The sequence below is a fragment of the Streptomyces sp. ADI95-17 genome (assembly GCF_003846175.1).
Lineage (GTDB): Bacteria > Actinomycetota > Actinomycetes > Streptomycetales > Streptomycetaceae > Streptomyces > Streptomyces sanglieri.
The window spans coordinates 1110225-1123988 of record NZ_ML123046.1 but is presented as its reverse complement, the minus strand read 5'-3'; the positions used below and the strand labels follow the sequence as shown (position 1 = coordinate 1123988).

Sequence of the window (13764 nt, the reverse complement as noted above, 5' to 3'; positions counted from 1 at the left end):
CGGGGCTTCGGGTGCGGGCGGCGGCGCCGGGGCTTCGGCGCTGATGATCGCGCGCAGCTTGTCACGGTGTTCCGCGACGAGGTGACCTGCGACGCCCTCGATGGTCGTGTACTCGAAGAAGATCGTCTTGGACAGCGGGCCGAAGAACGCTTCGAGCGACGCGGTCGTCTCCAGGATGGCGAGCGAGTCGATCCCGTAGTCGACGAGGTTGGCCGTCTCGTCGAGCGTCAGGGGGTCGCGGTGCAGCACCCCTCCCACGATGCGGCGCAGCAGAGCCGTCGTCCGCTCCGTCAGGTCTTCCTCCTCGCCGGCGGCCGAGGGCCCCGCGGGTGTGGTGTCCACGGGTGTGGTGTCCACGGGTACGGAGCGGGGCGCTGCCGGGAGCGGGGCGGTGGCCGTGAGCGTCGCGGCGGCGCCGTACGCCACCACAGTGTGGGCGGGAGCATCGCGCAGCACAGCGCCGAGAACCCGGATGCCGTCCTCCGTCGGGAGGGGCTCCCAGCCCCGGTCCCGGCGCATCGACTCCCGGGTCACGGGATCCATGGACATCCCGCCGTCGGCCCACAACGGCCAGCTGACGGCCGACGTGCTCCCGCTCCGCTCGCCGATCTCCGCCAGTGCCCGGCGGTGGTGGACGAAGGCGTCCAGGAATGCGTTGGCCGCCGCGTAGTCCGACTGCCCGGAGCTGCCGAACACCCCCGCCACGGAGGAGAAGGCGACGAAGAAGTCGAGCGCGAGGCCGCGAGTGGCGGCGTCGAGGTTGAGCACGCCGTCGACCTTCGGCGCCAGCACCGCCCGGACGTCCGAGGCGTCCTTCGTGAAGAGGTACGCGTCGCGGAGGACGCCCGCCGCGTGGACGATGCCGTCGATGGCGCCGTGATCGCGGATGATGGTGCGTACCGCACGGTCCACGTCGTCCTTCGAGCCGACGTCGACAGGGAGGTAGTGGGCCTCGATCCCCGCTTCCCGCAGTCCGCGCAGGGCCGTCCCGCTCGCGGCTCCGGACGCCGACCGGCCGCTCAGGACGACGACGGCACCCGCACACCGGCCGAAGTACCGTGCGACATGCAGCCCCAGACCGCCGAGACCGCCCGTGATCCAGTAGACCCCGCCCTCCTTCAACGGCGGGATCTCCGCTCCTTCGCCGAGGCGGAATTCCACGGGACGTGCCGCGTGACGGGTGCCGTCGGCGGCGTAGCGGATCTCGCAGTCGGCCGACCGGTCGGCCGCCTCTGCGCGGAGGATGTCCGCGATCCGCTCCGGCGACGCGGTGTCGAGTTCCGCGACGCGTACGACACGGCCCGTGACACGGGGGTTCTCCACGACGACGGTCCTGAACAGGCCGGTCAGCGGCGCGTGGTAGTGCCGTGGCGACCGGTCGTCCACCAGGACCACGAACCGGTGCGCTCCCCCGGGCTTCGACCTGACCAGCTCCGCGGCGTGCCGGAAGACCAGGTCCACCACGGCCCCGACGCCATCGGCGACACGGCCGGGCTCGACATCGGGAAGGCGGGCGAGGGTGCAGCCCGTCGTGTCCTCCACGACGGCGGTGTGGGCGGCGGCTCGTCCATTCAGGTACCCGCGCACGGACGGGAGGGGCGTCGCCTCCGGTATGCCGAGGGGCGCCGGCACCCAGGGAACGGCGGCGGTGACGACGTCCGCGCCGGTTCCGCGTCCGGGCTTCGCCCCGTTCGTCCGCTGGACCAGTCCGCGCAGAGTGACCAGCACCATGCCCTCAAGGTCGCAGAGGTCGATGTCGAACACATCGAGCGTGCTGTGTCCTTCGCGGCGCCGGACCCACGCCCATGTCTCCGACACACAGGCGCCGTGGACCGTGAGTTCCTCGAACGCGAACGGCAGTGCAGGGCTGTCGGCCGGCTCTTGCGAAGTCTCCGCCAGGAGCACCAGGGAGGACTGGAGTGCCGCGTCGAGCACGCTCGGAGGCAGGACGTATCCGACGTCCGCCGCCTCACCAGCAGCGGGCTTCCCGATACGCGCGACCAGTTCCCGCGTCCCCAGCCGGAGCTCCTTGAGCCCGCGCATGGCCGGTCCGTACTCCAGGCCGCGGTCGTGGAACGCCGCGTACACGTCCACCGGGCTGCGCTCCCCGGGACAGGCTGCCAGCAGCACGCCCAGATCGACGCGATCCGGCTCCTGCGGCCCGCCGGCCTCGACGATGCCCGAGCTGTGGACTGAGGCCGGGTCCGTGCCGGTGGCGACCTCGAAGGCGAGGGCGGCGCCGTCCTGCGGGGTGAGCCGGACACCGACCTCGACCGGCGCGTCCCGTACGACGAGCGGGCGTGGCCAAGCGACGTTGCGGAGCCGGACGACCGTCGGCTCCGCCGCGTCGGGCCCGATCGCGTGAACGGCCGCGGCCCGGACCATCTCGACGTGGGCGGCCGCCGGGAACACACGGGCACCGCCCACCACGTGCGAGGCGAGGAACGGCTCCGCTCCGGTGAACGTCGAGCTGTAGCGGTGACCTGTGGGGCCGGAGGTGCCGCCGTGAACGAGTGGGTGTGCGGCGGCAGCGACGTTCGCTGCCGGTGGCGTCGCTCCTGCCTCGGCGTCCGTGCGCGGGGGCTCGACGCCCGTGCGCGGAGCCTCGGCCTCCTTGTACGGGGTCACGGCCTCCTTGTGCGGGGTCACGGCCTCCTTGTGGGGAGCGCTGAACCAGTGCCGCTCACGGGCGAAGGGATACCCGGGCAGCCGCACACGTCGTGGCCGCGGCCGGGGTACGCCGTGCCCGAACCGGTCCGCGCAGTCCACCGCCTCGCCCTGTACCCAGCGTGTCCCTGCCGCCCTCAGCTCGGCGAATTCCTCTGCCGTGTCTCGCACCGACCCGCCCAGGTGGAGTTCGCCCGCTGCACGGGTACCGTCGCTGAACTCCCGTAGGAGCAGTTCTAGTTCGCTGCGGTCCTGGACGGCGAACGCGACCCTGGCGGGCATGGGATCGCGGCCGACCCGCAGAGTGTGGGCGATGTCGGCGAGTGCCTGCGACGGGTGCTCGCGCAGGTGGGTGTGCAGGTTGACCGCGACCGCGCGCAGTCGGTCCGGCGTCTTCGCGGAGAGCGGCAGGAGCTCCGGACCCCGGAGGGAGTCGTCCAGCGCTCCCGCATCCGCTTCATCGGGAAGATGTTCCTCAAGCACGACATGCGCGTTCGTGCCACCGAATCCGAACGAGCTCACCCCGGCCCGCCGTGGCCGGATCGTTCCGTCGCTCTCCGGGGCCGTCGCTGCCCAGGGCCGGGTGTGGCGGACGACATGGAACGGGCTGTCTTCGAGCTTGATGAGCCGGTTCTGATTCCGGAAGTTGACGTTCGCGGGCAGTGTCCGCAGTGCCAGCGAGCTGATCACCTTGGCGATCCCGGCGACCCCTGCGGCGCCTTCCAGATGTCCGATATTGGTTTTGACAGAGCCGATTCCGCAGCTCTCGGGCCGTGCGACGGTGCCCTGAGCCGCGTGCAGGTTCCGGAAGGCTTCCTTCAGAGCCATGATCTCGATCGGATCGCCGACGGGTGTTCCGGGGCCGTGCGCTTCGATGTAGGTAACGGTTTCCGGCCGGATTCCGGCGCGGGTGTAGAGCCCCTCGATCAGATTCGCCTGTGCCGTCGGGTTGGTGACGGTGAGGGAATTGGTGCGGCCGCCATGGTTCGTGGCGACACCCTTGATGACCGCGTGGATGGGATCGCCGTCCGCGACCGCCCGCGCGAGAGGCTTCAGGAGGAGCACCGCCCCGCCTTCACCGCGGACGTAGCCGTCGGCGCTCTGGTCGAAGGCGCTCGCCCGACCGGTGCGGGACAACATGCTCGCCTGGCTGAACGCGACGAAGTGCTTCGGCGACCAGACCAGATTGACTCCGCCGGCCAGGGCGACACCGCACTCGCCGTTGCACAGCGCGCGTACCGCTTCGTACACCGATACCAGCGAGCTCGAACATGCCGTGTCGTTGGTGATGCTCGGGCCCTGGAAGTCGAAATAGTAGGAGATCCGGTTCGCGATGATCGAGTAGGCCGTCCCGGTGGGGAAATAGACGTCCGTCCTTGCCCCTTCGCGTTCCATCATTTCCGCGTAGTCCGCATGGCAGACCCCCATGAAGACGCCCGTCTCCGTACCGGCGAGGGAACTCGCCGCACAGCCTGCGTCCTCGATGGCCCGCCAGGCGAGTTCGAGAGCCATGCGCTGCTGGGGATCCATGCTCTCGGCCTCGCGCGGCGAAATGTTGAAGAACTCGGCATCGAAGCAGTCCGCATGCTCGATGAAGCCGCCCCAGACGCTGTTCGTCTTCTGGGCCCCGAGCCTGGGGTCACCGAAGTACCGTTCCTTCGACCAGCGTTCCGGCGGGACTTCCGAGATGAGCGACCGGCCCGCGACGAGGTGGCCGCCGAGTTCTTGCAGGGTTTCCGCGCCGGGGAATCGCAGAGCGAGTCCGATGATCGCGATATCGTCCGTCGCGGGCGCCGGTTCGAACGTACTCATCAGATTCCTCCTGCAGAGGGGATGCCTCGACCGGCCGGCGTCGAGCCCCGTGAATTCCGCTGATCGATGATGGTGTTCACCTTGAAGTCGGCCGGTTCCGTTGATTCCCCGGGAATTTCCTGTCCGAGCACGAACTGCTGGTTGAGGACCGCGGTCGAGAGCAGGTAGACGAAGGCCTGGTCCTCCTTCGTACTGATCTCGTCCGTGGGCGTGGCCATGATCTTCTTGACGAGCTTCCGGGCGAACACCGGGTCGATGCCGCCGATCTTCTCCAGCTCCGTCGCCGAGAGGAGAAGTTCCAGGTAATCGGGTTGCTGCTGCTTGAAGACGGCCGCTCCGGGCGCGCGGTACGGCTGCTTCCGCCGAGTGAGGCTCGATTCCGGCAGCTCACCCCGGAACGCCTTCTTGAGGATGGCCTTCTCGTCGAGACCGTCGTCGAAGCGCAGATTGATCGAGGCCGCCGCGCGGACGACCGCGGGGTCCAGGAACGGGCACCGGTTCTCGACACCGTGGGCGAGGCTCATGCGCTCACCCTGGGTGGAGAGGAGATAGCCGGGCAGCAGCGTCTTGAATTCGAGCCACTGTGCCTTTCGGACCGGGCTCAGCGCGGCATATCCGGGTGTCGCGTCCGTCAGGGCCATGAGATCCGCGAACGGTTCGTCATGTCGTTTCAGCAGGCGCGCGGCGAAACGACCGTTCTGGTACCGGAGTTCGTGGGAGAAGAGACCGGGCAGGCGTTCGACGGCGAACTGCTCGAAGAGGCCCTTCATCCGCGCCCGGTTCGCGGGGCCGAAATGGCTCAGTTCCGGGTGGAGGCTGCCGAGCCTGGCCATGCGCTCGTCGTCCGACAGTTCGCTCCATGAAGCGCGCAGCAGCGTCTCACGGAAGAGCGAATATCCGAGGAACGCCTCATCTGCTCCCTCACCGCTGAGGATCACTTTGATTCCGGCGTCCCGCGCGTGGCGGGACAGGAGAAACATGGGGACGAACGCGGAGCGGAAGGCGGGTACCTCCGCGTGGTACACGGCGGGCCGGAAGTTCGCCGCGATATCGGCACCGGACACGGCAATGGACGAGTGGCGGGTGCCGAGGTGCGAGGCGACGACCTGCTGGCTGCTCGACTCGTCGAAGACCGCGTCGTCGAACTCCACGGAGAAGGTGCGGACCTCGTGCGGGGAGAGGTCGGTCGTCAGCTTGGTGACGATCGACGAGTCGAGGCCGCCGCTCAGATAGACACCGACCTCGACATCGCTCCTCAGCCGCATCTCGACGCTCTCACGTAGGGCATCGCGGACCAATGCGGCCGCTTCCCGTTCGGAACCGGTGAACGGCGGTACGTCGAGTTCGAGCTCCGCGTAGTTGCCCGGAACCGCCCGCCCGTCGCGGACGGTCAGGTAACACCCCATCGGGAGCTGGTGGATGTGCTTGAAGGGGGTCCGGTCGGGCAACGGCGTCCATACCGCGAAGGTGGAGGCAAGTTCGTGGGGATCGAGCTCGAAACGGAACCCCGGGAACGCGCGGAAAGCCTTCATCTCGGAGGCGAAGAGGAATTCTCCGTTCCCGGCTCCCTGGGCGCCGCACCCCTCGCGGTCGACGTAGAAGAGCGGCCTCTTGCCGTATCTGTCCCGTGCCAGGAACAGGTCTCCCGACCTCACGTCCCGGATCGCGGCCGCGAACGCGCCGTTGAATCGGGGCAGGCACGCGGGCCCCCATTGGGCCCATGCCTGCAGAAATACTTCCGTGTCGGAGCGAGTACGGAACCGGCGGCCGAGCCCTCGCAGTTCCTCGCGCAGTTCGATGTGGTTGTACAACTCGCCGTTGAAGCAGATCCAGTAGCGATCCGTCGGGTCGGCCATCGGCTGGGCGCCCAGGGCGAGGTCGACTATCGACAGTCGTGCTGTGCCCATGGCGATGCCGTCGTCCAGGTAGTAGCCCGCCTCGTCCGGCCCGCGGTGGCGGATGAGCGACAGCATCGAGGTCATCACCTCCGGCGTCTCTCCGTCGTGGAGCGAGGGCGCGACGAAGCCTGCGATTCCGCACATGCGGGGTCTCCTTCTCCAGTGGTCGTCGCGGCCTCAGTGGCCGTCGCGCTCAGCGAGCTTGTTCGCTACGAAGGCGTCGATGGCCTCCAGTGAAGAGAAGATGTTCCTGAGGAATTCCTCGTCCGTCAGCTGGAGCGAGAATTCCCTTTCGACAGCGGTAAGGAGCTGAATGTATCCGAAGGAGTCCATCACTCCCGTCTTGAACAGATCGGTCTCGGGCGTCAGTTCACCGTCGAACTCCACGAGGAACTGGTCCTCGATGAGCCGCTGTATGTACTGCTTCCTGTCCATGCCTCACACCCCGCTCTTGACGAGTGCATTCCGGACATCGGTCTTCTCGATGCTTTTCACCATGCGGAGCAGGGATTTCCCGCCTATCTCCTCGTAATCGAGACCGGTGCCGAGGGAAAGGAGATACCGAATGCTGTCGACCCATCGCACCGGCTCCACGAGCTGTCTGCTCAGCATCTCCGGTATCGTGCCCCGCTCGTAGGGCCGCCCCGTCACATTGCAGATCACGGTCGTTCTGGGCTCCGCGAAGGTGAACCCCTCAAGGAAACTCTCGAATTCGGAGCGGACGGGCTCCATGTGACGCGAATGGAAGGCAGCGCTGACCCGCAAGGGGGCGAAGCGGATGCCCCGGGCCTTCAAAGAGGCGTGGGCGGCGCGCAGCACACTGTCACTGCCGGCGATCACGACCTGGGCGTCGGTGTTGTAGGCCGCCACGTCCACCCCGTCGACGCCGTCCTCCCGCAACACGTCGAGCAGGCGCGGAGCAGGGGTGTTCATGACCGCGCTCATCCCGCCGCCCGATGCGGCCGCCATGAGTTCGCCGCGCTTGGCGACGAGCCGCAGACCCGTCTCGAAGTCGAAGACCCCGGCGGCCAGGAGCGCGTTGTACTCCCCCACGCTGTGTCCGAGGCAGTAGTCGGCGGGCCGGCACTCCCGGCGTTCACGCTCGAACGTGCGCAACGCGTTGACGGTGAACAGGGCCGGCTGTGTGCACTCCGTCCGGGAGAGCACGTCGTCCGGATTGTCGCGGCAGCGCGAGACAAGGTCGTACCCCAAGAGTTCGCAGGCGAATCGCGTCAGGCCCGGATAGCGGCCGAAATCATCTGCGCCCATACCCCGGCACTGCGCTCCTTGTCCGGGGAAGAAAATCGCGAACACCGTGATGCCTCCAGGGTCTGCGCCGGTGGCTGGCCCACACCACGCGGCGATGTCGGTTCCGCACATGCTGTGCCATCCCCCTTGCGGTCCACTGGCCGGAATACTGATGACCCGACGCGATCCCTTGTCCGGATCCTTGCCTGCCGACTGCCGTTCGCTTGCCGCGTCCATCGGTATACAGGAGAAGTAAATTGCCAATTGCGTGATCGTTTATTGGCCATTCGTCGGCCGAATCTCATGACGGAACACCCCCTGTTCTACGATCAATTAGCCGGAGAAGTCTCAAGCGTGGGAACGAATGGGGCCGAAGATGTCTGCACGTCAGGCTCAGAGCACACTGCTGCCTCCACCGTCGGCCGCCCACTCCGGACCGGTTCTGCAGGTCCTGGGGCCCATGGCGGCCCAGTACGAAGGGCATGACGTACCGCTGGGCCCGCCACGTCGCAGAGCGCTGCTCGCCCTGTTGGTGATCAGGCTGGGCCGGGTCGTCCCCACCACCGTGCTCATCGAGGAGCTGTGGCGGGAGGACCCGCCTCGGCGGGCCGTCGCCACCCTGCAGAGCCATATCTCGCATCTGCGCCGGGCGCTGGCCCCCGCGACCGGCCCCGACCGGCCGGCGGTCCTCCGCTACCGGGCGCCGGGATACGTCCTGGAGCTGTCTCCGGAGCAGGTGGACGTCCACCGGTTCGAGCAGCTGCTCTCCACGGGGCGCCGTTTCCTCGCCCGCCAGGATCCCGTGGCGGCCCGCGACCGGCTCACCCGGGCGCTCGGACTGTGGCGCGGCTCCCCGTACGCGGAGTTCGTCACTCACCAGCCGCTCGCCGACGAGAGCACCCGGCTGGAGCAGGTCCGGCTCACCGCCCTGGAGGCCTCCGCGGAGGCCGGTCTCGTCCTGGGCAGGACCGCGGAGGTGGTCACGGAACTGGAACGTGAGGTGCGTCAGCATCCCACCCGGGAGCGCCTGGTGGGCCATCTGATGACCGCGCTGTTCCGGTCGGGCCGGCAGGCGGAGGCACTGGAGGTGTACGAGTGGACACGCAGCTATCTGGTCGAGGAGTACGGCGTGGACACGACGGCCGAACTCCAGCAACTGCACACCGCCCTGCTCCGGCAGGAACTCGGTGAGCAGCGGACACGTGCCGTGCTGAGTGACGAGTTGCCGACGGCCAGGGCCACCGAGCTGCCCCGGCCCCTCCGGACCGTGTTGTCCGGCGCGGCGGAGCGGGTGGCGGAGGTGTCCCCCGGGGCTGCGAAGACCGCCATGCGCAGTATGGGCAGGCCGCAGGAACCGGACCGTACGGCAAGGGTCGTGTCCATGGCCCCCGGGCTCGCCCTCTTCGAGTCCGTGCCGCCCCCGCCGTTGACGGGCCGGGAACGGGAGCTGCGGCGACTGGTCGCCGCAACGGCCGGTGCGGCGACGGGTCGTGGACATCTTGCCTGCGTGTTCGGCTCGTCCGGGCTCGGCAAGTCCCACCTCATGATGGAGCTCGTCCAGCGTCTCCAGAGCATCGACGAGGGCATAGAGACGATCCGGAGCAGCTGCTTCTGCGGGGAGGGAGTCCCGCCGTACTGGCTGTGGACGCAGGTGCTGCGCCGGCTGTCGGCGGCACGGCCCGATGCCTTCGAGGCCGCCGCCGCGCCGTTCGGCTCACTGCTCGCCCCTCTGCTGCCCGGTCCGCAGGCCGGAACCGGCGCGGAGAGCGGCCCCGACCCCGGCGGCTCGCCGAGCCCTTTCCGGATTCACGACGCGCTCTGCGAAGTGCTGCTCTCGCTGGCCGCGCAGCGGCCCCTGGTGCTGCTGCTGGAGGACGTGCACTGGGCGGATGCGGTCTCTCTGGACCTGCTCCGATTGCTGACCACCCGTCGCCAGGGGCATCCCCTCAGCATCGTACTGACCAGCTGGGACCTGGAGGCCTGGCCCGATGCCTCGCGGTTCCGGTTGATGACCGAGGTGCTCAAGGGCCCGGCCGCAGAGATCCTGCGACTGGCCGGCCTGGCCCGTCCGGATGTCGCCACGCTGGTCGACGCGCACGCGGGGCCGGGCGTGGACGAGCGGATCATCGACGCGCTGCACCGCCAGAGCACGGGCAGTCCGTATTTCGTCATCCAGATGCTCTCCCTGCTCTGCGACGCCAGGGACCTGCGCGAACCGGGTGCCACGGACGAAATCCTCGGCCTGATCGTGACGTGCGCGCGCACCGTGCTGCGCCAGGAGTTCGCCATGCTGCCGGAACCCGTCCTGCGGCTGCTCCGGCTGTGCGCGGTCGTCGCACCCGATTTCGACCTGGACGCGGTCTGCCGTGCCGTCGGCGGCAATTCGGCCATCGCCATCGTGGAGTCGGCCGTCCGGTACGGCCTGCTCGCTCCGGACCGGCAACGCACCGGACGGCTCCGCCTCGCCCCTCCCCAGGCTCAGGAGGTGCTGGCCGGCGAGATGACGGAAGAGGAGTGCCAACGGCTGCACGCCCGGTATGCCGACGCGCTGTCCGCGCACGTCCAGATCGGCGGCGATCCGCAGGAGACCGATCGCGTCGCCCGCCATGCCTGGCTCGCCAAGGACGTCATGCCCTCGGAGCGGGTGCTGCCCTGGCTGCTGCGCGCGGCGGAGAACGCGGAACTGCGCCTGGCCTCCGAGGAGCGCGAGCTGTGGCTGCGCCGTGCGGTCGGCATGGCCGGCTCACTGCCCGACGCGACGACCGCCCGCGACCTGGAGCAGCGGCTCCACCTGGAGCTGGGTCATGTACTGGGCCAGGTGCACGGATTCGGTGACGCGGAGGCGGAGGCGGAGATCACCCGGGGACACACCCCGCACACGACGCCTCATACGCCGGACGACCCGGCGGTCCTGTCGTTGCTGGCCACGTCGCTTCTCGTCCGCGGCCGCTACGACGAGTCACAGCAGTTGTCCGTCCTGCTGCGGAACATCGCGGAGCGCACCGACGGCCCGACGGCCCGGCTCGGCGCGGCGTACGGCGAGGGCATGGCGCTGTTCGTCCGCGGGCACCTGTCCGATGCGCTCAAAGAGCTGGAGCCCGGCGCGGAGCTGGCGGAGCGCCTCGCCTGTGAGGGCCGATTACCCGACGGAACGTACCGGTCCGACCCACGTGTCTCCTTCCGCTGCTACTGCATCCTCGCCCACTGGCTCCTGAAGGACTGTGCGACGGCCGCGGAACAGCGCCGCCGCCTGCTGCGGCTCACGCGGCACGGGAGCAAGCCGTGGGACCGGGTCCAGGCCCTCTACGTCGACGCGATCGTGGCCGCCTGGGAGGGCGACGTGGAGACAGCGCGAGCCTCCGGCACCGAGGGCGTCGGGCTGGCCGTCGAGCACGGGCTGCACTACTGGAAGGCGATGCTCCGTCTGCCGCTGGGCTGGGCCCTCACGTACACCGGCCGCCGCGAGGGGATATCCGACATGAAGAACTCGCTGGCCGAGCTGCGGCAGTCCAGAACGAACATACGCCTCCCGCTCCATCTGGGGCTGCTGGCCCAGGCCCAGCACCACGCCGGGCAGCGGGAGGACGCCGTGGACACCCTGCGCACCATGGTCGCGGTCGTCGAGCACCGGCGCGAGTACGTGTACCTCAACTCCGCACTGCCTGCCACCCACCTCCTGCACGAGCTGCTGGGCCCGGAATCGGCAGAAACGGTGCTGCCGGAGTGAGCGTGCCCCCGCGGCCCCGGTGAGCCGCTCAGGGTGTAGGTGTATCCCGTGAACGCCCGGAGGGCACCCGCCCCCGTCCCGACAACACCGCATCACGATCGCCCGAGGAGCACGCACCATGTCCGGCACCGAAACAGTCCGAATGTCGTTGGAAGCCATGGCATCGCTTCTCGCCCCGGCTCATCCCGATGTGGTCGAGCAGGTGTTGCACGCCCACGACGATCCCGAGGGCTATGTGCGGACGCACGCGGATCAGCTGGGTGAGCGCTGCATCCACGAGCCCGTCGCGGAACTCGCGTGGATAGCGCTCGTGGACGCGCTCTTCGATCACCAACTGCTCGCGGAATTCGACTGGAAGGAGGATCCGCAGGAGATCCGGGCCCAGTTGAGGATGCTCGCCTCCAGGCCGGCCGTGGACCCCTGGGTGTTGTTCGAAGCCGACGAGATGTCCCTGCCGGCCCACGAGTTCCTGACGGCCTGCGGTCGGCACTACCGCGATGTCGGCGCGGCACTCGCCGTCCTCGACATCGAATCCGACTGCTACCCGGTGGTGTGTCTGCGCGCGGCGCAGGTCGATGAGCTGACGGAGCTCGCCGGCCGTGCGGGGTACACCGCCCGGGGCCTGGGGAACTGAGGGGGTGCGGTGACCACGGCGTGGTGGAGCCCCGGACCATGAAGTGCGGGCGCTCTTCGGGGGATCACGCCGGACCCCGCCATACCCTGCGACGGGCCCGTGTCGGGCGCGGATGTACTCCCGGAACTCGCCGTACTCACTGAACAGGAGGAGGACGTGAGGGAACACGCCACCGCCGTTCCAAGAAATTCTCCATGGGCGTTGCGCATAGGGCCCTCGGACGGAAAAGCCCCCGCGACCGACGAAAGTTTTATGGATCTCTTAGCGGGCCGGGCCGACAGAATCAGCGTAAAACGGATGACCCCAAGATTGGGACTCCCCAACCAGCACATCGTGGGCTTAACTTAGGTGTCATGACCTCCCCCCGCTCCACCTACGGCGGCGGCTACTACGCCGCACCGTCGTTCCCCGACACTCCGATCTACGACTCCCTGGTCGCGGAGCGGGGCACCCCTCAGATCGCTCCGATCCGAGTGCCTGCCGCCTATGACACCGGCAACAGCTATCTGCCGGCTCTCCCGGCGGCGCTGCCGGCTCTTCCCGCGGCACCTTCCCAGCCCGGTCCGTCGTACGGCTACCAGCAGCCGGCGGCTCAGCAGGGTTACGCGCCGATGCAGCCCGCGCAGTTGCAACACGCGCAGTTGCAGCACGCCCCGGCGCCGTACATCCCGCAGCAGCCGACCGCGGCCCGCGGCGGATACCAGCCGCCCCACCCGCAGCAACAGCAGCGGCCCGCGCCGGGCACCGGCTACGAGGCGATGCGTCCCGCGGCGCCGCGTCCGGCGCCGCAGCGCCCGGCCCCGGCGCCCTCGCCCTACGAGGACCCCTACAACCGCCCGTACCAGGGCCGGGGGTACTGAGCCGACCTCACGCGCAGTCGTACGGAGTCGTCGTCGAGCCATGGGGACTCGACGACGACTTCGGCGTTCTCGCACCGGACGGCCCGTCAGCCCGGTCCGGCGGGCGGGAACTCACGTGGGTGGTCCGCGCGTTGGACGGCGTGAGGTTGCTCTCTCTTCGCTCCTTCAGCACGCGAAGCGTGCCGTATCAGGCTAAGACGGATACGGAAGGGGGTGCAGGACTGTGCGAGCGGTTACGGGTGTATGGCGTTGGCGGCACAATCCCCTGCGCCGCGCCACCGACCGGCGCGAAGCGTGGGTGGCTCTTGTCGCGTTGCTCCTGATGGTGCTGGCGGCGCCGGCCCTGGGCTGGGTGTGCGGATCGTACACGGACGACGCCCTGCAGAAATCGGTGCGGGCCCAGCAGGCCGGGCGCCGTGCCACCATCGCGGTCGTGCTGCGCCGGGCACCGCGGCCGCCGCGTTTCGTCACCGATCCCGAGGTCTCCTCGGAGCACACCTCGCAGATCCCGGTGGTGGCCCGCTGGAAGGCCCCGGACGGCACCGCCCGCCGGGGCACGGTGACGACCTCCTCCCGGAGGACCGCCCCCGGCACGAAGGTGGAGATCTGGACGGACCTCGACGGCCGCCCCGCCTCGCGTCCGATGGACGCTCCGACGGCCCGTACGCACGCGGTGCTGGCCGGGCTCGGCACGACGATGCTCGCCGTCGGACTGGTCGAGGGCGTACGGCAGCTGATCGTCCGGCACATGATGCGGTCGAGGTACACCCGGATCGACCAGGACTGGGCCAGGACCGGTCCGGACTGGGGCAGGACCGGAGCCGGCAGCTGATCAGCTGCTGATCGGGGCAACTCCCGCCCGCCGCGCGCGCTACGGTGGACCGGCCCGCCCGCTTTCCCGGTGGGCGGTCCCGGGAT

General features: G+C 69.2%; 8 protein-coding genes. 4 read left to right on the top strand and 4 right to left on the bottom strand.

Going from position 1 to position 13764, the window contains the following annotated elements:
• From EES42_RS18775 to EES42_RS18760, 4 genes are all read right to left on the bottom strand, one after another.
• The coding region (locus EES42_RS18775) for an SDR family NAD(P)-dependent oxidoreductase (protein ID WP_124719442.1) at positions 1–4479 on the bottom strand (4479 nt) is incomplete at its 3' end.
• Entirely contained in the window at positions 4479–6521 is a 2043-nt protein-coding gene (gene asnB, locus EES42_RS18770; RefSeq protein WP_124719334.1) for an asparagine synthase (glutamine-hydrolyzing), read from the bottom strand. The genes EES42_RS18775 and asnB, both read right to left, overlap by 1 nt.
• Positions 6522–6554: 33 nt before the next feature.
• Positions 6555–6812, bottom strand: a complete 258-nt coding sequence (locus EES42_RS18765; protein WP_124719333.1) for an acyl carrier protein — start codon at positions 6810–6812, stop codon at positions 6555–6557.
• 3 nt (positions 6813–6815) lie between these two features.
• Positions 6816–7889 carry an ACP S-malonyltransferase gene (locus EES42_RS18760; RefSeq protein WP_241196451.1) on the bottom strand — a complete coding sequence of 358 codons (1074 nt, stop codon included), beginning with the start codon at positions 7887–7889 and terminating at the stop codon, positions 6816–6818.
• Positions 7890–8001: 112 nt separating this feature from the next.
• Between EES42_RS18760 and EES42_RS18755 the strand changes: the two genes are divergently transcribed.
• From EES42_RS18755 to EES42_RS18740, 4 genes are all read left to right on the top strand, one after another.
• Positions 8002–11352 carry an AfsR/SARP family transcriptional regulator gene (locus EES42_RS18755; protein WP_241196450.1) on the top strand — a complete coding sequence of 1117 codons (3351 nt, stop codon included), beginning with the start codon at positions 8002–8004 and terminating at the stop codon, positions 11350–11352.
• 157 nt (positions 11353–11509) lie between these two features.
• Positions 11510–11986, top strand: a complete 477-nt coding sequence (locus EES42_RS18750) for a DUF6630 family protein (protein WP_241196449.1) — start codon at positions 11510–11512, stop codon at positions 11984–11986.
• Between the two features lie 353 nt (positions 11987–12339).
• Positions 12340–12846 carry a DUF6643 family protein gene (locus EES42_RS18745; protein WP_124719331.1) on the top strand — a complete coding sequence of 169 codons (507 nt, stop codon included), beginning with the start codon at positions 12340–12342 and terminating at the stop codon, positions 12844–12846.
• A 298-nt stretch (positions 12847–13144) separates the two neighbouring features.
• Complete coding sequence (locus EES42_RS18740; RefSeq protein ID WP_241196448.1) at positions 13145–13678, top strand: Rv1733c family protein; 534 nt, start codon at positions 13145–13147, stop codon at positions 13676–13678.
• The last annotated feature ends 86 nt before the right edge of the window (positions 13679–13764 follow it).

What these genes read in the sequence shown, in the direction of transcription:
- EES42_RS18750 (WP_241196449.1), top strand. Translation starts at nt 11,510, where the DNA reads ATGGCATCGCTTCTCGCCCCGGCTCATCCCGATGTGGTCGAGCAGGTG.
- EES42_RS18745 (WP_124719331.1), top strand. Translation starts at nt 12,340, where the DNA reads ATGACCTCCCCCCGCTCCACCTACGGCGGCGGCTACTACGCCGCACCG.
- EES42_RS18765 (WP_124719333.1), bottom strand. Translation starts at nt 6,812, where the DNA reads ATGGACAGGAAGCAGTACATACAGCGGCTCATCGAGGACCAGTTCCTC.
- asnB (WP_124719334.1), bottom strand. Translation starts at nt 6,521, where the DNA reads ATGTGCGGAATCGCAGGCTTCGTCGCGCCCTCGCTCCACGACGGAGAG.
- EES42_RS18755 (WP_241196450.1), top strand. Translation starts at nt 8,002, where the DNA reads ATGTCTGCACGTCAGGCTCAGAGCACACTGCTGCCTCCACCGTCGGCC.